Source organism: Bradyrhizobium sp. 149 (genome assembly GCF_023073915.1).
Lineage (GTDB): Bacteria > Pseudomonadota > Alphaproteobacteria > Rhizobiales > Xanthobacteraceae > Bradyrhizobium.
In genome coordinates this window covers 87,017-109,358 of the sequence record NZ_JADPKK010000017.1, presented here as the reverse complement: position 1 = coordinate 109,358, position 22,342 = coordinate 87,017, and the positions used below count along the sequence as shown (strand labels likewise).

General features: G+C 64.8%; 13 protein-coding genes. 9 read left to right on the top strand and 4 right to left on the bottom strand.

Annotation, left to right across the window (positions count from 1 at the left end; all coding sequences use genetic code 11):
• Positions 1 to 30: 30 nt before the first annotated feature.
• On the bottom strand, positions 31 to 6,492 hold the full coding sequence (locus IVA88_RS11250; protein WP_247497355.1) for a non-ribosomal peptide synthetase: 6,462 nt from the start codon (positions 6,490 to 6,492) through the stop codon (positions 31 to 33).
• Between the two features lie 142 nt (positions 6,493 to 6,634).
• Here IVA88_RS11250 and IVA88_RS11245 point away from each other — a divergent pair, with 142 nt between their 5' ends.
• The 4 genes from IVA88_RS11245 (at position 6,635) to IVA88_RS11230 (ending at position 12,774) form a co-directional block, all read left to right on the top strand.
• Complete coding sequence (locus IVA88_RS11245; protein WP_247497354.1) at positions 6,635 to 10,099, top strand: AAA family ATPase; 3,465 nt, start codon at positions 6,635 to 6,637, stop codon at positions 10,097 to 10,099.
• 1 nt (position 10,100) lies between these two features.
• Positions 10,101 to 10,895, top strand: coding sequence for an rRNA adenine N-6-methyltransferase family protein (locus IVA88_RS11240; RefSeq protein WP_247497353.1), 795 nt, complete (start codon positions 10,101 to 10,103; stop codon positions 10,893 to 10,895).
• A 95-nt stretch (positions 10,896 to 10,990) separates the two neighbouring features.
• The gene (locus IVA88_RS11235; RefSeq protein WP_247497352.1) at positions 10,991 to 11,941 is read left to right on the top strand and encodes a DUF6492 family protein; all 951 of its coding nucleotides are present in this window, start codon (positions 10,991 to 10,993) and stop codon (positions 11,939 to 11,941) included.
• Between the two features lie 72 nt (positions 11,942 to 12,013).
• A protein-coding gene (locus tag IVA88_RS11230) for an IS5 family transposase (protein WP_247497351.1) occupies positions 12,014 to 12,774 on the top strand; the annotation gives its coding sequence in 2 pieces (ribosomal slippage) (positions 12,014 to 12,340 and positions 12,343 to 12,774; 759 coding nt in all).
• 16 nt (positions 12,775 to 12,790) lie between these two features.
• Here IVA88_RS11230 and IVA88_RS11225 read toward each other — a convergent pair.
• Positions 12,791 to 13,858, bottom strand: a complete 1,068-nt coding sequence (locus tag IVA88_RS11225; RefSeq protein ID WP_247497350.1) for an endo-1,4-beta-xylanase — start codon at positions 13,856 to 13,858, stop codon at positions 12,791 to 12,793.
• A 303-nt stretch (positions 13,859 to 14,161) separates the two neighbouring features.
• On the opposite strand from IVA88_RS11225, the gene IVA88_RS11220 reads away from it, so the two are divergent.
• Both IVA88_RS11220 and IVA88_RS11215 read left to right on the top strand, forming a co-directional pair.
• The gene (locus tag IVA88_RS11220) at positions 14,162 to 15,598 is read left to right on the top strand and encodes an oligosaccharide flippase family protein (RefSeq protein ID WP_247497349.1); all 1,437 of its coding nucleotides are present in this window, start codon (positions 14,162 to 14,164) and stop codon (positions 15,596 to 15,598) included.
• A gap of 280 nt (positions 15,599 to 15,878) precedes the next feature.
• Positions 15,879 to 17,435, top strand: coding sequence for a L,D-transpeptidase (locus tag IVA88_RS11215; protein ID WP_247497348.1), 1,557 nt, complete (start codon positions 15,879 to 15,881; stop codon positions 17,433 to 17,435).
• A 24-nt stretch (positions 17,436 to 17,459) separates the two neighbouring features.
• Here the strand turns inward: IVA88_RS11215 and IVA88_RS11210 are convergent, their stop codons facing one another.
• Entirely contained in the window at positions 17,460 to 18,272 is an 813-nt protein-coding gene (locus IVA88_RS11210) for a class I SAM-dependent methyltransferase (RefSeq protein ID WP_247497347.1), read from the bottom strand.
• A gap of 285 nt (positions 18,273 to 18,557) precedes the next feature.
• Here IVA88_RS11210 and IVA88_RS11205 point away from each other — a divergent pair, with 285 nt between their 5' ends.
• The 3 genes from IVA88_RS11205 to IVA88_RS11195 all read left to right on the top strand — a co-directional run bounded on the left by IVA88_RS11205 (position 18,558) and on the right by IVA88_RS11195 (position 21,438).
• The gene (locus tag IVA88_RS11205; protein WP_247497346.1) at positions 18,558 to 19,142 is read left to right on the top strand and encodes a HutD family protein; all 585 of its coding nucleotides are present in this window, start codon (positions 18,558 to 18,560) and stop codon (positions 19,140 to 19,142) included.
• Positions 19,143 to 19,285: 143 nt separating this feature from the next.
• Positions 19,286 to 20,476: an adenylate/guanylate cyclase domain-containing protein gene (locus tag IVA88_RS11200; RefSeq protein WP_247497345.1), complete on the top strand. Its 1,191-nt coding sequence runs from the start codon at positions 19,286 to 19,288 to the stop codon at positions 20,474 to 20,476.
• 164 nt (positions 20,477 to 20,640) lie between these two features.
• A complete protein-coding gene (locus IVA88_RS11195) occupies positions 20,641 to 21,438 on the top strand; it encodes an adenylate/guanylate cyclase domain-containing protein (RefSeq protein ID WP_247497344.1) in 798 nt (265 codons plus the stop codon).
• Between the two features lie 15 nt (positions 21,439 to 21,453).
• On the opposite strand, the gene IVA88_RS11190 is transcribed toward IVA88_RS11195, so the two are convergent.
• Positions 21,454 to 22,257, bottom strand: a complete 804-nt coding sequence (locus IVA88_RS11190; protein ID WP_247497343.1) for an enoyl-CoA hydratase-related protein — start codon at positions 22,255 to 22,257, stop codon at positions 21,454 to 21,456.
• Positions 22,258 to 22,342: the final 85 nt, after the last annotated feature.

Genomic DNA, 22,342 nt, shown 5'->3' with positions numbered 1-22,342 from the left:
AACCCGTATTCGCCCGTGCTTTAGGACCCGTCATGCCGCCCTGCGATTGAGCAATCGGCCGAGCGGCGCGTTGGGTTGGGCGAGGGCGGCCCCGAGCAGCGCGACTAGATCCTCCATCCACTGGCCGACCGTAACGCCGTCGAGCAGCTCGCTCTTGTATTTGCATGAGCCGGTGATTCCGGTCGGCCGCTCCTTGAGCATCAGCGACAGCCAGGTCTGGTCGATCGGCAGCACCGGCTGGCCTTCGCGCGCGATGTTGCCGATCGACCTTGTGGTGAGGTCAGGGAGATCGAGCGGCTGGCGCAGCGGATTTTGCAGGGTGAAATAGACTTGGAGCAGCGAGGCTGGATTTAATCCCTCCTGCTCCAGATGGTCGGCGAGGATGTTGAACGGCAGCTCCTGGCGCGCATGCGCGTCAAGCACACTCTGGCGGACCCGGGCCATGGCCTGGACGAACGACAGCTCCGGCGTGATTTTGGTGCGAACGATCACCGTATTCTCGAAGGGGCCGACGATCCGGTCAGTGTCCGGCTGGGCGCGATTGGCCATGGCGGTGGCAACCGAGATGTCGTTGCGGCCGGTCTGCGCCAGCAGCAGGGCTTTCAGACCGGTCAGCAGGCACATGAACAGCGTGCAATTGTGCTGGCCGGCAAAAGCCGTGAGCCGGCCGATCAGCTCACGCTCGAGGCTGACCGGATGGTGCCCCGTGGACGCGCCGGGGCTTGATTCGCCGCCGAAAGCGGGTGCCGCCCCGCGCAAATTCTCCGTCCAGTCGGCCGCCTGGCGGCGGGCGGCATCGGTGCCGCACCACCAGCGCTGCCAGCGCGCGACGTCCGAAAAGGCAGGCGGCAGCTTCGGCAGCGGCACCGACGGAAATCCGGCCAGCGCCGCATAGCGGTTGGACAGTTCCTCGAACAGCACGCCGATCGACCAGCCGTCGACGACGGCATGGTGTAGCGTCAGCAGCAACACATGATCGCCGTCGTGGAGCCGCAACAGCCGGGCGCGCAGCAGCGGCGCGCGCGTGGTGTCGATCGGGGCATAGGTCTCCTGTTCGACCAGGAGATCGATCTTTCGGAGCTCCAGCGCCTTGCGCCGCTTGTTGTTGTGGGGCTGACCGTCGCCGATCGTCTCGACGGTCAGGACACGGCCAAGGACACGTCCAAAGGTGCCGGGCGCGGCGATGTGGCTGGTGGCCTCCTCACCGCTCCAGCCGAAATGGGTCCGGAGCGATTCGTGCCGGCGTACGACGTCGTCGACCGCCTGCGCCAAGGCGGCCAGATTGAGCGGTCCCTGAAGACGGAAGGCGAAAGGCAGGTTGAACAGCGGCAGATCCGGAAGATTCTGCTCGATCCGCAGCATCTGGTCCTGCGCGATGGAGAGTGTGGGAGGGCCGCTTTCGACCAGGCTCGCTCCAGTCAATCTTGCGGCCGGCTTGCGCGGCTTTGCCGCCACGGCCTCGTCGACCCGCCGGGCAAGCTCGTCGATCGTCGGTGCTTCGAAGATCGTCTTGATCGGCAGCGACACGCCAAGCGCCCGGGCGACGCCCGCCATGACTTGGCCCGCCAGCAGCGAATGGCCGCCGAGGTCGAAGAAATTGTCGGTGACGCCGAGGCTCTCGACCTTCAGCAGGTCGATCCAGATGTCGGACAGCACCTTTTCGGTGAAGCGCCGCGCCGGCACAGTCGCATCCGGTCCGGAGGTTTCCTGCTGCGCCGGCGCCAGCAGCGCGCTCCGGTCGATTTTGCCATGGGCATTGAGCGGCACCTGGTCCAGGAACAGGAACGCGGACGGGATGGCATGGCCCGGCAGTCGGCTCTTCAGGAAGTCGCGCAGCTCGCTGGCGCTGCTGCAACTGCCGGATCTTGCGACGATATGGGCAATCAGCCTGACATCGCCGCTTGCTTCGCGGCGCGGTTCGACGATGCCGGCGCGCACACTGGGATGGTCGGCAAGCGCGTTCTCGATCTCCTTGAGCTCGATTCGGTAGCCGCGGACCTTGACCTGATGGTCGGCGCGACCGAGGCATTCGATCGTGCCGTCGGCACGCCGGCGGGCGAGGTCGCCGGTCCGGTACAGCCGACTGCCGGCCTGGCGCGAGAACGGATCGGGCAGGAAGCGCTGCCGGTTCTGCACGGGATCGTTGACATAGCCGCGGCCTACACCGGCGCCGCCGATGCAGAGCTCGCCGGTCACGCCGACCGGCTGCGGCTGCAGGCTTGCGTCCAGCACGTAGAGCTGCGTGTTCGCCAGCGGCGCGCCGACAGGGACATTGCCCGTCGTGGTCGCCGGCGCCCTGGTCAAGCGAAGCAGCGAAACGTCGTCGGAACATTCCGACGCACCATAGGCATTGATCAGCGGCACTTTCGGACAGAGGGCGAACCAGGACTTGCAGAGATCGATGGGCAGCGGCTCGCCCGTCGAGATCAGAAGGCGCAGCCTCGCAAAGGCGCGTCGGACCTGTGCCTCGTCCATGCGATCGAGGATCACGCGCAGCAGCGATGGGACGATCTCGAGTACCGTGATGCCCTCGCGCTCGATCTCCCGCGCGAGCAAAATCGGGTCCCGCACGATCGCGCTGCCGCAGACATGGACGCGCGCGCCGACCATGGGCCCTGCGAGGAACTGCCACACCGAGATGACAAAACTCTGCGGCGCGGTCTGCGCGATCACGTCCCTGGCCGAGAGGTGCAACTCGGAGATGAGCGACGCCAGATGGTTCGAAAGTCCGCGCTGCTCGATCATGACGCCCTTCGGCGCGCCGGAGGAGCCGGAGGTATAGACGAGATAGGCAAGGCTCGAAGCCGCGCGCCGCGCCGCGCGAGCCGGCTTGGTCACCCCTGGCGCGATCGCGTCTTCGAGCTCGGCCATTCGGATGCGCTCGGCCAGCGGTTCGCGCAGCCTCTCGACGATGGATGACTGCGCGCGTCCGGTCAGCAACACGCGGGCGCAGCTCGATCCGAGGATGGTTGCGAGCCGTGCCGGCGGCTGGTCGGGATCGAGATTGAGGAAGGCAGCGCCCACGCGTTGCACGGCGATCATCGCGGCGAGCAGGTCGGGCCCGCGCTCCGCAAGCAAGGCGACCACGGCCTCGGCGCCGACGCCTTCCCGGGTCAGCCAGCGCGCGGCTGCCTGGCTGCGGCGCGCCAGCTCGCGATAGGTCAGGGATGCGCGGCCGTCCGACACCGCGATCGCGTTCGGCGTCTTCTTGGCTTGGCGGTCGAAACGTTCGCTCAAATTGCCGCGCGTAGTGAAATTGGCCGGCACACCCCGGCCCTTCGCCAGCAGCTGCCGGCGTTCGGCCTCGGTCAGGAGTGGCAGGTGCGAGATGCGCTGCTCCGGATCGGCGATGACGGATTTAAGCAGGGTCTTGAACTGAGCGGCCATGCCCTCGATCGTCGCCGCGTCGAATAGATCGGTGGCGTATTCGAAGAAGCCGGTGAAACGTCCGTCGGCCTCGACCAGTTCGAGCGTAACGTCGAATCGTGCCACCTTTGGATCGACCTCGATCCGCCGCGTCGACAGACCGGAGAAAGATGCCGTCTCGATCGAGGCGTTCTGGAGGATGAACATGATCCGAAACAGCGGATTGCCGTCGCCGCGGCGCGCGATCTGAAGAGTGCGCAGGACTTCTTCGATCGGAAGGTCCTGATTGCGGTAGGCATCGAGCGTGACCTGCCGCACCCGGCGCAACATGTCGCTGAAGTTCGGATCGCCGCCAAAATCGTTGCGCAGGATCAGGGTGTTCGCGAACAGCCCGATCAATCGCTCGCTCTCAATCTGGTTGCGGTTGGCGATCAGCGAACCGGTCGCGACATCCTCGTGTCCGGTGTGACGGAACAGCAGGCACTGGAACACTGCGAGCAGGGTCATGAAGGGCGTGACGCCCCGGTTCTGGCTCAGCGCGCGCAGGTCTGCCGACAGGGTCCTGGAGAATTCGAGATAGCGACGGGCACCGTGACCGCTCCAGACCTCCGGCCTTGGCCGGTCGGTCCGCAGCGGCAGCGTGGTGACGCCGTCGAGCTGCGCCCGCCAGTAATCGAGTTGCTCCTTGGCGGCCGGCGTCTGCGCCCAGTTCTGCTGCCAGAGCGCAAAGTCCCGATACTGGAAGGCGGTCGAAGGCAGTGCCGCCACGTCGTTCTTGCGCGCCGCCGAATAATGGGCCGCGAGTTCTTCCCAGAACAGCCGCTGCGACCAGCCGTCGGTGACGAGGTGATGGACGTTGACGACGAGCGCATGACTGCTCTTGTCGAACGACAGCAGCGTGACCTTCAGCGGCGCCTCGTGCGCAAGGTCGAACGGATATTGCGCGAGTCGGAGCGCCTCGCGCCTGACAACAGCGGTCCACTTGTCCGTAGGGCAGGGCTTGAGCTTGATCCGCTCGAACCGTGGCGGCGATTGCAGCACAAGCTGCGCCGGCTCACCCTCGCGTTCGACGAAGACCGACCGCAGTGCCTCATGGCGGGCAGAGACCGCGGCGAGAGCGGCAGAAAGCGCGGCGACGTCGACCTGACCCTTGAGGAGCGCGACTTCGACGACGTTATAATTGTAGCGGGTCGGGTCGAGCCGCGAGAGCACGTACATTCGCTGCTGCTGGAATGACAACGGTGTGTCTGCTTCCGCGGCTTTGCGCCAGGCCGGCAGCATCGTCTCGCGATGCCTTGTGGCGGTCTCGACCCGGGCTGCCAGGGCTGAGGCCGTGGCGCAATCAAAGATGTCCTCGAACGAGAAGTCGACGTTGAGAAGGTCGCGCAGGCGCGAGCGCATCTGCGTCACCGCGAGCGAGTCAGCGCCGAGCGCAAAGACGTCGTGATCGCTCCTGACCTGCGGCAGCTCCAGCAAATTGGCCCAGATCCCTGCGAGCTGGGTCTCCAGCGCGTTGCGTGGCAGAGGGGCCTCCTCCTCCTCGCCGCCGCCCTTAGTTGCAATCAGCTGGGCGAGCGCATTGCGCTTGACTTTGCCGCTGGCGCCTTTCGGCAGGGTCGCGACGCTGCGGATCAGGCTCGGTACCTTGTAGGCGGCGAGCCGCTTCCGCGCGAACTGGCGCAATTGGTCGGAGGTCGCCTCGGAATTCGGCCGCAGCACCACGACGGCGGCGACGTTCTCGCCGAGCTTCTGGTGCGGGACGGCAAACACGCCGGCCTCCAGCACCGCCGGATGGCTGAGCAGAACCTCTTCCACCTCGAGAGGCGAGATCTTCTGCCCGCCGCGGTTGATGACGTCCTTGATACGGCCGACGATGAAGAGATAGCCGTCGTCGTCGAGATAGCCGAGATCGCCGGTCCGGAACCAGCCATTGCGGAAGGCAGCCTGCGTCGCCGCCTCGTCATTATAGTAGCCGCGGCTCATGTTCCGTCCGCGCAGCATGATCTCGCCGTGCTCGCCGCTCGCGAGCGCGCGGCCCGTCTCGTCCATGATCGCGATCTCGGGACCCGCGGCGCGGCCGACCGATCCGATCTTGCGCAGCTCGAACGCATTGGCCGCGATCTGCGAGGCCGCCTCCGTCATGCCGTAGGTTTCGAGCACGGGAACGCCGAACGTCGCCTCCAGCCCGTCGAGGATCGTAGGCGCAAGCGAGGCCGAGGCGGAGCGAATGACGCGCAGCGACGACGATCGGGCGAGGTCCGGGCTCGCTTCCGCCGCCGTCAGCAGCGCGCGATGGATGGTCGGCACCGCCGTGTACCAGGTCGGCTGCAGCTGTCGCATCCACCCGAAGAAGGAGGATGCGTCGAAACCGTCGGTGCAGATCACGCTGGAGCCCGCGGCCAGCGCCGTCAGCAGGCCGGAGATCAAACCATGGGCGTGAAACAGCGGCAGAACGTTGAGCAGACGATCGTGCGACGCGAGCGACAGCACGCGTCCGGCATTATAGGCGGAAAGGCAGACGTTGCGATGCGTCAGCGGCACCATCTTCGGCCGCGCCGCCGTGCCCGATGTCAGCAGGACGAACGCGTCGTCGTCGCCGCGCGAGGCGCCGCTGCTGCTCGCCGGTCCAACCGCCGGTCCGGCAAACGTGCAGCCGCCGAGATCGTCTTGCGGCCCCGGCACGAAATCGATCACAGCAATATCGAGCGCCTTGGCGACATCGCGGCTCGCCGAGTTCGTGTCGGCCCGGGTGACCAGCGCCGTCAGCTTCAATTCGCTGAAATAGCGTTGCAGCTCGTCCGCCGTCAGATCGGGATTGACGGGAACGCAGGCGCAGCTTGATGCGATCGCGATCAGGGCCAGTGCGCTGTCGGCACCGCGCGGCAGCGCAACCGCAATGCGGTCGGCAGGGGCAATGCCGAGCCCGCGCAGCGTGCGGACGAGATCCTGCGTCCGGTCGCTAATCCCGCGGTAGTTGAGGACCGGCCGGCCAGGGGCGAGGAGAGCGGGGGCCTCCGGCGTCTTGCGGGCGTGGAATTCGAGAAGGCCGCCGATATGCGCGAATATCTTCGTTTCGGCCGTTGCGCTGGCTGATCCCTGCGGCGCTGGAAGTGTGGCGTCCGACAATTCCGTTCCCTTTTGAACCGATTGGGCTATTCTTCCAAGAACTATGGGAACGCGTCCAGTCTGAGGTGAAGTTTTGACCCCAAAATCTGTGGTTGAGGGGTCCTAAGCGCTTCGACGGAGTGATTGGTCGGGCAGAATCACCATGCTGGAGAATGAGCTGGGCACGGGAACGGAAGGCGGGCTGAAGCGCTGGCTCGAAGGCGTTGGTCTCGGCCACTATACCGATCTCTTCGCAGAGCACCGTCTCGATCTCGACGTCATGGCGGACCTGACCGAATCCGATCTGGTCGAGCTCGGATTGCCGCTCGGCGATCGGAAGCGGCTCCAGCGGGCCATGACCGCGCTGTTCCGGGCCGAAACAGCGGAGAACCCCGACGCGACGGCGCGCCCGCAAGTCCGGACGGAGGTCGGCGCCGAGCGGCGTCAGCTCACCACCATGTTTTGCGACATGGTGGATTCTACTTCGCTGTCAGTGCAGTTCGATCCGGAAGACGTGCGCGACATGATCGCGAGCTTCCGCGAAACCTGTGTCCGCGTGGTGAAGCACTATGAAGGTTTTGCCGCCCGCTTCGTCGGCGACGGTATTTTGGTCTATTTCGGCTATCCGACCGCACATGAGGACGACGCCGAGCGCGCCGTGCGTGCGGGGCTGGAAATCGTCCGGGTGCTGTCGACCGCCCGCGCGACCGAGCCGCGTGGTGCGCTCAGCCACTCACCCGCGGTCCGCATCGGCATCGCGACCGGTCTCGTCGTGGTTGGCGACCTCGTCGGACAGGGCACCGAGGAGCGCGACTCCGCGGTCGGAGAAACCGTCAATCTCGCCGCGCGCCTGCAAGGCTTGGCGCCCCCGAATGGTGTGGTGATTTCCGCCTCGACCCAGTCGCTGCTGAAGGGGAAATTCGACTACCGCAATCTCGGCGTCCACGCGCTGAAGGGCATCTCCGAGAAAGCGCAGGCCTGGCATGTGATGCGCGCCTCGCGGGTGGAGACCCGCTTCGCCGCCGCGATGGGCACGCGGCTGACCCCGCTCGTCAACCGCGAGGAGGAGATTGCGCTGCTGATGGGGCGCTGGCAGCAGGCCAAGGAGGGCGACGGTCAGGTCGTGGTCAAGTTCGGCGAGCCCGGCATCGGCAAGTCGCGCATCATCCAGGAAATCTTCGAGCGGATCGCGGGCGACCGTCATGGACAAGTCTCGTTCCAGTGCTCGCCCTATTACACCTCCACGGCGTTCTATCCGTTCGCCGAGCAGCTCAAATTCTCTCTCGGTCTCGATCGCGAGGATGCGTCCGCGCAGTCGCTAGCGAGCCTCGAGACCGCGATCGCCGCCGCTCATGGCGAGATCGAGCAGGTTGCGCCGCTGTTTGCCGCGCTGTTGTCCATTCCGACCGGTGATCGCTATCCGCCGCTGGAGCTATCGCCGCAGCAGCAAAAGGATGCGACCGTCGCGGCGCTGGTCAATCATTTCCTCGGCCTTGCTCGCGAGCAGCCTCTGGTGATCGCGTTCGAGGATCTGCACTGGATCGACCCGACCTCCCGCGAGGTAATCGATCTCCTGGTCGGCCGGGCACAGAACCGGCCGGTCCTCGTCGTCATGACGGCGCGATCTGAATTTCAGCCGAGCTGGAACGCGCATTCGCATATCACCACGCTGGTGCTGAACCGGTTGAGCCGGCAGTTGCGCGCGACGCTGGTCGAGCGCGTGGCGGGACGCGAGCTTCCCAAGGAGGTCGTCGAGGAGATCATCGTCAAGACCGACGGCGTGCCGCTGTTCCTGGAAGAGCTGACCAAGACGGTTCTCGAATCCAACCTTCTGACCGAACGGCACGGGCGCTACGTGCTGTCGGGCCCGTGGCGGCAGCTCGCGATCCCGGCGACGCTGACGGACTCGCTGATGGCGCGGCTGGACCGGATGGGGCCTTTCAAGCGGATTGCGCAGATCGGCGCCACCATCGGCCGCGAATTCTCCTACGAGACGCTGCACGCGGTCGCCAACACGCCCGCCGAACAGATCGAGGCCGCGCTCAATCATCTGGAGGAGGCCGGGCTGATCATGCGCCGAGGCCATCCACCCGACGCGCTCTACTCCTTCAAGCATGTGATGATCCAGAACGCCGCGCATGCGAGCCTGTTGCACAGCGAGCGGCGGAAGCTGCATTCCCGGATCGCCCAGGTGCTCGCCGAGATGTATCCGGAAAAGACCGAGCGCGAACCGGAACTGCTGGCCCATCATTTGACCGAATCCGGCCAGAGCGAGGGCGCCGCCAGCTTCTGGCTCAAGGCCGGCAAGCAGGCGGCCAAGAGCGGCGCCAATCTGGAGGCGATCGGCCATCTGCGCCGCGGCCTCAGCGTTGTGCAGGCCAATGCGCGCATGCAGGGCGCTGACGAGATGGAGCTCGAGCTGCGCATTGCGCTCGGCAACGCGTTGATCGCCGCCAAGGGCTATGCCGTGCAGGAGGTCGAGGAGAACTACGTCCGCGCCCTCGAACTCGGCCAGCAGCTCGAGGACGACGAAAAGGCCTTCGCCGCCACGCGCGGGCTCTGGGTCTGTCATTTCATCCGCGCCGATCTCACCCGTGCGCATGATCTCAGCGTCGAGCTGTTGAAGTTCGCCAAGCGCGAGCGGCTGAACGAGGGGACGCAGCCGGCACAGCAGACCGGCTATCTGATCGAGGCGCACCGCTCGATCGCGATGACCATGCTCTATCGCGGGCGCTTTGCTGCGTCCCAGCACCACTTGCATCGCTGCATCAACCTCTACAGCCCCGACCTGCACTCGGATCTGATGGAGCGGCACGGCACCGATCCCGGCATCGTCTCGCTGTCCTATCTCGGCTATCTCTTGTGGTTCCTCGGCCGGCCCGACGCGGCGCGTGAGCACAGCGAGCAGGCGATCGCGAATGCCGAGAAGATCCGCCATCCCTTCACGCTCGCCTTCGCGCTCGTGTTCGGCGCCTATCTTTGCCAGCATTTGCGCGATGTCGAGGGCACGCGCGACCACGCCAACCGCGCCATGATCATCGCGACCGAGCACAACTTCCTGCACTGGAAGCAGCAGGCGGCGATCCTGCGCGGCTGGGCGCTGGCGCAGCTCGGCGAGGCCGACGAAGGCCTCAGCCAGATGCGGTTCGGCCTCGATGAATACGAAGCGATGGATTCCTGGCTCGCCGGCTGCTGGTTCCGCTGTCTGCTCGCGGAGGCGTACGCCAAGGTCGGAATGCGCGACGCCGCCTTGCGCGCGCTGGACGGTGCGCTCGCGACCGCGAGACGGACCGGCGATCACTCCTACCTCGCCGAAGTCTACCGCCTGCAAGGCGAGATCACCCTGTCGGACGGGAATCCGGCCTCAGTGCAGGAAGCCGAGGAGCTGTTCAACCTGTCGCTGGAGATCGCGCGGAAGCAGGGCGCGCTGTCCTGGGAGCTTCGCACCGCCGTCAGCCTCGCACGCCTGTCGCACGAATCCGGCAAGCGCGAGCACGCAAGTCTCCTGCTCGCGCCGATCGTCGGCAAGTTCAGTGAGGGCTTTTATACGCCGGACCTGACCCAGGCGATGCAACTGATCAACGAGCTCGGCGCAGACGCGCCTGCTCGTGAACAGGCTATCCCGTGAGATGAGCGACCTTGCCGCCGCGCGTGCGCGCTACGTGGAGCTGATCGCAAAGCGCGAACGGATCTCCTCAACGCGCCTGCTCGAAGCCCTCGCCACTGTTCCGCGCGAAAACTTTCTGGCGAAGGGGCCTTGGCGTATCAAGAGCGAGGCGGCGCGCAGCTATCGGCTGACGCCGGATGCCGATCCCGTTCATCTCCAGGATAATGTGCTGGTCGCGATCGATGCCCGCCGCAAGCTCGATACCGGACTGCCGAGCCTGTGGGCGCACTTCATCGATTTGCTCGACATCCGAGAAAAAGACCGTGTGGTTCAGATCGGCTGTGGGCTCGGCTATTTCTCCGCCGTGCTGTCGAAGATCGTGGGCCCAAAAGGCGGGGTGCATGCAATCGAATGCGACGAGCGGCTTGCGGCACGCGCCGCGACCTTTCTCCGCGCCTATCGCAACGTCGCGGTCGTCCATGGTGACGGATGCGAGGACATCGGCGAACCCGCCGACGTGATCATCGTGCATGCCGGTTTCTCGCAGCCGCATCCGCTCTGGCTTCGGTCGCTTCGTCCGCGCGGCCGCCTTCTGGTGCCGCTGACCCAGCGGGACCGCGAAGGCACTGCCCTCAAGATCACCCGCAAGGGCAAGGGGTTCGAAGCCGAGGCGGTACAGCAGATCCGGATCTTCCCCGGACGGGGCCGAGGTGTGACCGCGCTCGACGACCGCGTCGCCGATTGGTGGCAGCGCGCCTCCTCGCTGGCGCCGCTGCGCTTTCGTGGCATCGAGCAGGGGCTGCCGTCGGATAGCTAATGCTTCGTTTCATTTTACCTTGATTGCGAATGTAAGTATCCAACGCGTCTCGACGCCGCTATGACTGCGGCTTGATCGCCATACGAGCGCGCGCCATGCATTCTGTTGCCCTGCTGACCGCCAGCTACGCCAAGGATATTGAACGCTTTTCGCTGCTCAGCGAGAGCATCGACACCTGGTTGACGGGCTACACGCGGCATTATGTTCTCGTTAACGATGAGGATGTGCCGCTGTTCGCGCGGTTCGCTTCCGACAAGCGCGTCATCATTCCGGCTTCGCGCTATTTGCCGAAATGGCTCTGGGCGCTGCCGCCGGCTCTCCAGTTCATCAGCAAACGACGCGTCTGGCTCTCGCTGCTGTCGTCGCCCGTTCATGGCTGGCACATCCAGCAGATCCTCAAGATCGCCGGCGTCCTCAACGCGCCCGAGCAGCGCGTCTGCATTCTGGATTCGGACAATCTGTTCTTCCGCGAATTCGACGTCGGTCAATATGCCGGCGCTGAGAAGACGCCGCTGTTCGTCACGCGCAAGGGGATCGACGCCGCCCACCCCTTGCATGTCCTGTGGCTCCGCACCGTCGATCAGCTCCTCGGTATCAAGGAGCGGTCCTTCCCTGCGGACGACTATGTCGGCAACGCGCTGGTCTGGGACAAGGACACCGCGCGCGCGATGACCGACGCCATCAAGTCGGCAACGGGATTGAACTGGGTTCTCGCCCTGTGCCGGAAGAAGAGGTTCTCGGAATATCTCATGTACGGCCATTTCGTCGCGAGCTCGCCCGCGCATCTGGCCACCCATCGAGTCACCGAAGATAGCATCGCGGTTTCGCATTGGGACGACACGCGCCTCGACCGCCCGGCCATCGAAGCGATGATGCGCGCCGCTTCGCCCGAGCAGGTCGCGCTCTGCATCCAGTCCTATTCGTCGACCTCGATCGACGACATCCGCGACGTCTTCCGCCTCAGCTCGCGCGATCGTCGCAGTCCGAGCCTTTCGCCCGATCACATGGACGACGAGGCTCAGTTCGAAGTGCCGAAAGCGCGCTAGGGTCTGTACTCAATAGGGATTCCATTCGAAATTGGATTGTGATTCAAGCATCTCCGCGGAAGGGAGGCTTGAATGGCAAAGCAGGTCTACTGGCTCAGCGATGTGGAATGGCGGCGGATTGAGCCATTGTTGCCTCGGGGACGTAAAGGGGCGCACCGGGTGGATGATCGGCGCGTCATCAGCGGCATCATACACATGCTGAAATCTGGTTCGCGCTGGCGCGATTGCCCAGAAGTCTATGGCCCCTACACGACGGTTTATAACCGCTTCAACCGCTGGAGCCGGCAGGGCATTTGGACGGGCATCTTTTACGCGCTGACCGGATCGACCGGCATGTACGGATCGATCTCGGTGGCCTCGACCTACATCAAAGCCCATCGCTCCGCAGCTGGCGCAAAAGGGGGGCCTTCAACAATGCAATCGGCCGCTCGCGGGGCGGGCAGACCACCAAAATCCACGCGCTGACTGATGATATCGGCCGTCCCTTGGCCTTCCTGATTACCCCGGGCAACACCCACGACCTGGTCGGTGCACGCGACCTGATCGGCAGGATCCGCAATCCGCGCCGCTTGCTGGCCGATCGAGCCTACGACGCCAAGAGCTTACGCGATGAACTGGCCGCACGCCGTATCAAGGCCGTGATCCCGCCAAATCCGACCCGCAAGCATCCGCATCGCTACGACAAAGCAGCATATAAAGGTCGAAACGTCATCGAGCGCATGTTCTGCCGGCTCAAGGACTTCCGCCGTATCGCAACTCGATATGACAAGCGCGCAGACATCTTCCTGTCTGCAATCTTGCTCGCAGCTGCAATCTCGTGGTGGGCTAATTGAGTCCGGACCCTAGTCCTTATACGTCTCTCGTGAACTTGCTGAGCACGTTCATGAACGGCTTCGGCTTGAACTCGCCGTCGAGCGGCAGGGGACGGTTCGGCTGCTTGTCGGCGCGGGCAAAGGTGCCGTTGATCCAGCTATAGCGATCCGAGAGGCCCCAGGTCAGGATCGAGCGCACCGGTCCGCTGGTCGAGATCGCGGTCAAGAGATCTTCGACGCGCTTGGCGACCACGGCGTCGCGCTCTGCCGGGGTGCCCGTCAGCTTCTGATCGTCGACGTCGAGCTCGGTGACGAGCACCTCAAGGCCCCAGGCGCGCAGCTCGGTGACGAATTCGGCGAGCCCATGGGTGTCGATCTCGAGCTCGGCATGCAGATGCGATTGCAGACCCACGGCGTGCAACGGCACGCCCCGGTCGAGCAGGTCCATGATGAGATTGCGGTAGGCCGCGCGCTTCGCAATGAACGTGTCCTTCGCCGACTCGATGTCGTATTCGTTGATCGCGAGCTTGACGAAGGGGTCGGCCGCGGATGCCGTACGGAACGCCAGCGGGATCCAGCCGTTGCCCAGGTGCTGCGTCCAGAACGAGTCGCGCCGGTCTTTTGGACTGCGCGGATTGTCCGGGATCGGCTCGTTGACGACGTCCCACGACGTCAGCTTGTCCTTGTAATAAGAGACGACGGTGCCGATGTGGTCGACGTAGGCGCGCTCGACGCCTTTGGCATCCTTGATCTGCTTGGTCCAGTCCGGAATGTCGTGATACCAGGCGAGCGCATGGCCGCGCATCGTCAGGTCGTTCTGCCGGGCGAAATCCAGGATCGCGTCGGCACGTTCGAAGGCAAAGGTGTGCGCGTCCGGCCGTAGCATCGGCCATTTCAGCTCGAGCACCGGCACCACCTGCGTGCAATAGTTGCTGATGGCTTCGCCAAGCCTGGGATCGGCTTGCAGATCCCAGAGCGTGGCCGCGGCACCAAATCCCTGACGGCGCTGGGCGAGTTTTGACGCCGGCGCTGCGGACGCCGATGTGCCCGCCGCGAGTGCTGCGGCGCTGCCGAGGAGAAATTCGCGTCTGTCGAGCCTGGTCACGGCATTCCTTATCGAGCCAAGGCGACATCGTACCAACCGATGCCCTGCAATGCCGGGGTTTTCCGTGGTTGGGTTAACTTGCCATCCGCGACCATGGTTCCTTGCCGTGATCGTGCTCTCCCATCGGGAAGGGCAAATTTAACGCTAACGCGCGAAAGCGGCCTCAAAGCTGCATTCACCGCCCGATCTCCAGACTTATGTGACACTCTTCCGGGATGCTGCGGCGCAATTCATTCGCCCCGCCATGGTCCAATTGATGAACGGCCGTCACACTCGCAACAATGTTGCCGGTCCCGTGCTCGCATGCTGAACCGCCATTTCTCGATTTATCTCGTCGCCTACATCCTGCCTGCGGCGGTGGGCTTCTTCGCCGTTACGGCCTATACGCGGCTGCTGACGCCGGCGGAGTACGGCGTCTATGTCGTCGGCATCAGCCTGGCCGGCATTCTGGGCGCGATCTTCTTCGCCTGGATCAAGCTTTCGGTGTCGCGCTATCAGGCGATGTCGGCCGAGGTGGATTTCCGCGGCACGGCGATGGTCGCGTTCGCGCTCACCGTTGCTGTCCTCTGCGCCACCACCCCGCTGATCTTCCTGTTCCGCAGCGATCTCAGCGTTGGGCTGCTGCTTGCCAGCATGTTCGTCGCGATCATGGCGAATGCCGTCGATGTCGGCCAGGAGTTTGAGCGCGCCAAATTGCGCCCTTACAGATTCGCGGCGATCTCGATCGTGCGCAGCGTGTCGAGCGTCGGTTTTGGCCTGCTCGGCATCTGGCTCGGCTGGGGTGGATTGGGACTGCTCGCCGCATTCGGCCTGGGTTCGCTCACCGGGATCATCCTGAACCTCCTCGGCGACCGCACCAGGATCGCACGCTTTCAGCGCAGCCAGTTCATGCAGCTCGCGCGCTACGGCCTGCCGCTGACGCTGGCCGGATTGTCCGTTGCGGTCTATTCGGCCTGCGACCGCCTCATCGTCGCTTATCTGCTCGGCAAAGACGCCGCCGGCATCTTTGGCGTCGCTGCCGATCTGCCGCGGCAGTTCATGGTGATGATCGCCTCCAGCGTCGCCGCCGCGACCGTGCCCCTGGTGTTCCGGTCATTGTCGGAGAAAAACAACGAGACTACGCGGGAGCGGCTGACCGAGAGCCTCGAACTTCTGCTCGTCGTGGTCGCGCCCGTGGCCGTCTGGCTCGCGCTCGCAGCGGATCAGGTCGCCGGCACGCTCGTCGGCGTCGACTTCCGCGCCGGCGTTTCGGCGCTGCTGCCGATCCTGGTGCTCGCCCGCTTCTTCGGCATCGCCAATCAGTTCTACGTGCAGATCAGCTTCCAACTCGCCGAGCGCCCGTTCATGCTGGCAGCTCAATCGTTCCTGACGCTGGTCGTCAGCGTGGCGTTGATGTTCATGCTGGTGGCCGGCTACGGCCTCTACGGCGCGGCGCTGGCGACGCTTGCGACCGAGGCGATCGGCTTCCTCGTGGCCGTCGTCCTGATGCATCGCGCCCATCCGGTCCCGTTCGACCTCCAACGCCTTGCCAGCGTTGCCGTCTCGGCCGCGGCGATGGCGGCTGCCATCCTCGTTGCACGATCGCAGCTCAATGGCACCGGCCCCGTCCCGCTTATCGTCGTGAGCCTCGCCGGCGGGCTCGCTTATGCCGCCGCCGCGTGGTTGCTGAACGTCGCAAATCTCCGGACGCTGTCGCTGCGTTTCCTGCGGACATTCAACCGGAAGGCGCTGGGCGTTTAGCGTCCGTTAGGCGTGGCCTCACTGTCCGACGTCAGACCCTGGCAGCTGTATCACTGACCCCCGGACATTCTGCCGCAGCGATCTGCCACCAGCTTCGGGCCAGCTTCGGCCGCATGCCGCCCTTCCGCCTGCGCCAGCCGTCGTATATGAGAGATTTGTCGCCGGAACGTGCCGAATGTCGCCACAGACGGAACGTAAGGCGGCTGCGATTTCTTAATTCAAAGATCGCAATCTGACCCGTGACCGGCACAAGCGGACTGGCATTTCGACCGAGGATGGCATGAAAAACCGACTGACAACGGCGCAATCCACCATGACGATGCGGCGTTGGGGGCCTCCCGGAATTGTGACCTTGGCGGCGATTGTCGCATTGGCGGTGGCGGCCCCGGCCAATGCGGCCAAGCAGGCGCGCCAGCCGGCCGAGGCGGTGGCACCACGCGAGGCCGGCGAGCCGATCATGGCGATCGTGTCGATCAAGAGCCAGCAAGTCACCTTCTACGATGCCGACGGCTGGATTTTTCGCGCGCCGGTCTCCACCGGCACCACGGGACGCGAGACGCCGGCCGGCGTCTTCGCCATCGTCGAGAAGGACAAGGACCACCGCTCGACCATGTATGACGATGCCTGGATGCCGAACATGCAGCGCATCACCTGGAACGGCATCGCGCTGCATGGCGGGCCACTGCCCGGCTATGCCGCTTCGCATGGTTGCGTGCGGATGCCGTTCGGCTTTGCGGAGGGCCTGTTCGACAAGACGAACATCGGGATGCGGGTGATCATCTCGCCGAACGATGCGGCGCCGGTCGATTTCTCCCATCCGGCGCTGTTCATGCCGAAGCGGGAGGCCATTGAGGCAGCGCCGCACCGTATCGACAGGCTCTCCGGCGAGGCGGAGGAGGCCACCCGCGCGGCCGACGAGACCAAGAAGGCCGCGGCAATGGCGGCGAAAGAGGCCGCTTCGCTCCCCGCTTCGCTGCGCAAGCTGGACCAGCAGAAGACCCGGGCTGACGCCGAGCTCGCCTTCGCCGACAAGCAGCTCGCGGCCGCCAAGACCGATCAGGCCCGCGCCAAGGCCGAGGAGCTGCAGCAGAAGGCCGCCACCAGGGCCGCCGATGCGGCGACGCAGCTCGATGCCGCCAAGGCCGCCGCGCAGCCGAAGCGCGATGCGGTGGCTGCCACGAAAGAGGCCGCCAAGGCGGCGGCGACCAAAAAGGCCGACGCCGTGAAGGCTGCGACTGACGCGAAGCTCGCGCTCGAGCCGGTTTCGGTCTACATCAGCCGCGCGACGCAGAAGCTCTACGTGCGGCGGAACACGCACAAGCCGGCACCGGACGGCGGCGGCGAGGTGTTCGACACCAGCATCGAGGTTCCCGTCACGATCCGCAATCCGGATCAACCGCTCGGCACGCATATCTTCACGGCGATGGCGAAGAACAACACCGGCCTGCGCTGGAGCGTGGTCACGATCGAAGACGGCGACAACGCCAAGGACGCGCTCGATCGCATCACGATCCCTCAGGAGGTGTGGGATCGCATCGGGCCGACTGCGCTGCCGCGCTCCTCGATCGTGATCTCGGACGAGCCGCTGAGTGCCGAAACCAACTACCGCACCGAGTTCGTCGCGGTGCTGAGCAACCAACCCCAGGGTGGTTTCATCACGCGCAAGCCGACCGCGCCTCCGATGGCGATGGCGAGCGATGACGGCTGGGACAATGGCGGCAACGGTTTTGGTTTCTTCTTCCAGCGCGATCCGAACCCGCAGCCTGTCAATCCGCGCCGGCGCGGCCAGTATCAGTATTATCAGCCGGCACAGCCGATGCAGCGGGGCTTCTGGTAGGGGCGGGCAGATCGAAGCACGTCACTACCGCCGCGCCTCGATGACCAGCGCCTGGATCTTGCCATCGACCGGTCCGGACCCATGGCGCGTTCGGATCGCCTCGGCCACGATGTCGGTTGCAGCCTGAAGCTTGCCGGCGTCCCTTGCCTCGATCTCGCTGCGCAGCGGCGTGCCCTGGCAGAGCGCGATCGCGACGTATTCGGGCGACGGCGCGCGGCTTATTTCAGATCGCGTTTCAATCGATATGTCACGGAAGCCCGCGCGTTCGAGGTCGGTTCTGATGACGACCTTGTCGTAATAGCCGTGCGGCGTCCGCACCATGAACCGGGGCGGGTCATCGGGGAACAGCTTTTCGAGCGCGACCGTTGCTTCATGCGTCAGCACATTGTCCTCGATGCGGTCCCAGACGTTGAATACGAACGTGCCATCGCCCTTCAGGACGCGCTTCACTTCGCCGTACGCCTTGACACGGTCCGGAAAGAACATGGCGCCGAACTGGCAGCAGACCACGTCGAAGGCGGCATAGTCGAAGGGCAGGGCCGATGCGTCGGCCTGGCGCCACGAGATGCGATCGTCATCTGCCTGACGCTGCGCCGCGACGGAGAGCATCGGCTCGTTGAGGTCGGTCGCGACATAACGGACGCCGCGCGGCAAGGCCGCCGCCACGGCGCGCGTCACTGCGCCCGTGCCTGCCGCGATCTCAAGCAGCACCGAGGGAGAGAGGGCCGCGACACGTCTTGCGATGTCGTCGGCGTAAACGGCGAAGATCATCGGCACCAGATATTCGTCATAGAGTTTTGGGATCGAGCCTGCGAAAACCTTGTCGGTGCTGGACATGCTTGCCTCGCTGAAGGTTCGGACACGAGGCACACGCTACCATGGATTTCAGTCTACCGCGCCAGCAGCGCGGTGAACCCGGCCGGTTCCTGCATCGCCTTGCGGGCCTCCAGCGTCATCGGCTCGTAGCGCGTGCTCCTCACCGCGATCGGCTTCGGCGACGAGGGCTGTGTCAGCTACACGCGCGAGAGGTCCGGATTGCACTTCGCTCCATGCAGGCTACGATCCTGTCTGGATGATACGCAACTGACGTCCGCCCACCTGTCTCGCGAACGGCTTCTAGACATGAAAACCACACTGCTGAAATCCCAAGACTACGCCCGCTCGCCCTGGAAGAACGGCGGCGGCGTTTTCACCGATATCGCGGATGCCCATCGTGCCGATGCGCGGACCAGGGATTGGGACAGCCTGCTGTGGCGCTTTGCATCGACCTCGATCGTGGCGCCCGGTCCCTTCTCCCATATGCCTGGCATCGACCGCTTGCAGATGGTTGTCGGCGGACGCGGGCTGGTGCTGAAGGCGCCCACGCAGGAATTCGACGAGCGCGAGCCGTTCACCACCGTGCGCTTCACCGGCGAGCTCGAGATCGTGACCGAGCTCGAGGAAGGACCCGTCGAGGTCGTGAATCTGATGGGCCGGCGCGGTGCGATCACCATTGAGCTCGAAGCGCTCAGGGAGCCCGGTGAGCGGCGATTGCCCGCCGGCACGCATCTGGTCTATGCGGCGCGCGGCGACTGCAGCATCCGTCTCGACGGCGCGGATTTTGCGATTTCGCACGAAAACACGTTGAGGGTCGAATTGACCGCGGCGTCGACGCTTGCGCTCATCGCGGGGCTGGCCGTGCTGGGGTCTATCCAGATCGTGGACTGAACAGCCTCCCCGCCCACCGGAGCGCTGCGTACAATCCGTGCAAATGGCTAGGTTGACGCCGCGGCGCCGGAGCACGATATCTGCCCTGATGCAGAGTGCCGCCCAAAGCACGAGATGGACGGCCACGATATGAACGGGCAGATATGACCGCGCCAGACCAAAGATCCGCCACGCTGTCGGACGGCGTCGTCGCCTGGCTGACCAACGGCACGCGCGACGAACGCTTCCTCGACAACATTTTTGCCGAGATGTGCATCCGGCTTCAGCAGGCCGGCATTCCGCTGGCGCGGTCGACGCTTCACGTGCTGATCCAGCACCCGCAATGGCTTGGGGGCCGCTTCTTGTGGTCCGACGGCATGCGCGAGGCGGAGCTCGCGCGGGTCGACTACGATGTCCGCGAGCGATCCGAATACATCGGCAGTCCTGCCAACGAACTGTTCGACGGTGCACCCGAGGTGCGCGAAAATCTCGAACGGGACCCCTCGCTCGGCCGCAAGCACGCGCTGTACGACGAGATGCGCGCGAAAGGCCTGACCGACTATGTGGCCTGGCCGCTCTATCACACGCTCGGCAAGCGCCATCTCGTCACCTTCGCGACCGACCGGCCCGGCGGTTTCGACGAGACCCATGTCGCTGCCCTCAAGAACATACTGCCTGTGCTGGCGCTGGTCAGCGAGATCCGCATCAAGAACCGGCTGGCACGGACGCTGCTCGAGACCTATGTCGGCTCCCACGCCAGCGAGCTCATCCTGGCCGGCGCCACGCGGCGCGGCACCGGCACGACGGTCCGCGCCGCGATCATGATCTGCGATCTGCGCGACTTCACCAAAATTTCCGACAACTGGCCGCGCGACGACGTCATCGATTTGCTGAACGACTATTTCGACGCGATGTCGGAGCCGATCGCGCGGCATGGTGGCGAGATCTTGAAATTCATCGGTGACGGCCTGCTCGCCATCTTCCCGCTGAGCGAGCCCAATGCCTGCGCAAACCTGCTGCATGCCGTGACCGAAGCCCGCCAGGCCATGATCGCCTTGAACGAGCGCAACGACGGCACCGGCCGCGCGCCGCTGAACTACGGCATCGGCGTCCATGTCGGCGACGTCATGTACGGCAATATCGGTTCGTCGACCCGGCTCGACTTCACCGTGATCGGTCCCGCCGTCAACATGGCTTCGCGCCTCGAAGCGTTGACCAAGCAATTGGGAAAGACGGTGCTGCTCTCACGCGAATTCGCCGATCTCGTCGGCCGCCAGTTCGATCTGGAGCGCGTTGGCGAGCACGGGGTGCGCGGCTTCAGCGAGCCGATCGAGCTGTTTGCGTATCGCGGCTGAGGGACACTCGCGGCCACGCAGCCTTCTCAATCGAACGCAGGCGCTACGTGTCCGGCCTTGCGCGAGAGCATGGGCAATCTTCGTGTCCTGTTGCCAACGCTGGATTGTGTGACTACGTTTGGCGCCAGGCCCGCCCAAGCGTTTCATCGATCGGCCGCATGTTCATGCCAAAATTCCTCCGCATCGGAATCCATCACTCGAACGTCTCGGGTTACACGTCGAAGGCGTGGTGTATCCGACGCGCTGGCACGGCGATCCTGCTGAAATGGGGCGCCGTGGAGGTCGAGGGCGCGGGTGACGGACGGAAGGTCTACTGGACCCGCCTGCCGCAGGAGAAGACAATTCGCTGCGGCAGCGCGCAGCGTGCCCAGGACTATGCCAAGGCCGCGATCGCGCGGCGCCGCAACCATCGCTATGAACCGCTGGCCGGCGCGATCTTGCTCCGGCGCCGGCCGGCCGGAGGCAACACCGAACTCAAGCAAGCTCTCGCCACCATCCTGATCGTCGATATCGTCGGCTCCACCGCAAAAGCCGCAAAGCTCGGCGATGCCCGCTGGACCAAGGTCATGGGCCATTACTACGCGGCGGTCCGCAAGGAGCTGAAGGCATCGCGCGGCAAGGAAGTCGTGACCACGGGCGACGGCGTGCTGGCGACGTTCAAGAAGCCCGCCGCTGGCATCTCTTGCGCGACCGCGATCCAGAAAGCCATGCGCACGCTGGGCCTCGAGATCAGGGTCGGCCTGCACGCCGGCGAATACACTATCAGCGGCGGCGAGATGGTCGGCCTCGCCTTCCACATCGGCACCCGCGTCGCCGCAAAGGCGCGCGCCGGCGAGGTGCTGGTGTCGAGCGCGGTGAAGGAGCTGATAACGACGCAGTCGGCGATCAGCCTGAAAGATCACGGCGTACACCGGCTCAAGGGCGTGCCGGAAAGGTGGAGGCTCTATAGGGTGGAGGGGTGAGAGATGGTGAGGCTCTCACCGTCCCTCGTAAACGGGTGGACGCTTCTGTGCCTCGGCATCCCGCCCTTCCTGGAAATCCCTGGTCGTGAGCAGCGCACGATACTGGTCGCCAAGCTTGGCAAGCGCGGTCCCGGGGTCTTCGAGCGCAAGATGGGAGGAGGCCATGGAGGTCTTGATGCCAAGGGGAGCGCATGCGGCGATCTTCTCGGCGATCTCGACGGCCTTCGCGAGAGCGGCGTCTCGGTTTGATGCCACGTCCTGAACCGTTCCCATCCGGAGGGCTTCCTTCGCACCCCAATGATCGCCTGTCAGAATGAACCGCATGGCATTTCCCCAACCGGCTTCTCGGGGGAAGCGAATGGTTGAGCCGCCACCGGGAAAGCGGCCGTGCGTGTTCTCGTCCTGGCCGAAATCCGTGTCTTCTGATGCTATGCGTATGTCCGCAACGAGGAAGATCTCGTGCGCCATATTCCAGGTGTCGCCATGCACCGCGACGATCAGCGGCTTGGTGAGCGCCGGTTTGGTCCGCCCGAGAGGGTCGATGAACCCGGGCCCCTCCATCATCGTCTTCCCCGATTGGGCAAATGCCTTGTAGGCGTCGACATCGACACCTCTGGAGAAGCGTTCGCCGTAGCCGAACAGAACCGCCGCACGAAGCGAGGGATCCCTATCGTACTGGTAGTAGGCTCTCGCCAGGCTTTCTGTCGCCTCCGGATCCAGCCGGTTGTCGATGTCGGGCCGGTTGATGCCGATCAGCACGATGTGGCCTTTGCGCTCGATGGTGATCTTTGTCCGCTCACCGTACGGAATGTCCGCCATCGGCGCGGTCTCTTCAGGTTGTGACGTCATAGATTCCGTCTTCCAGTGCTTGGGCCTGCAACGCGACCGGTCTGGAAAGAACGGC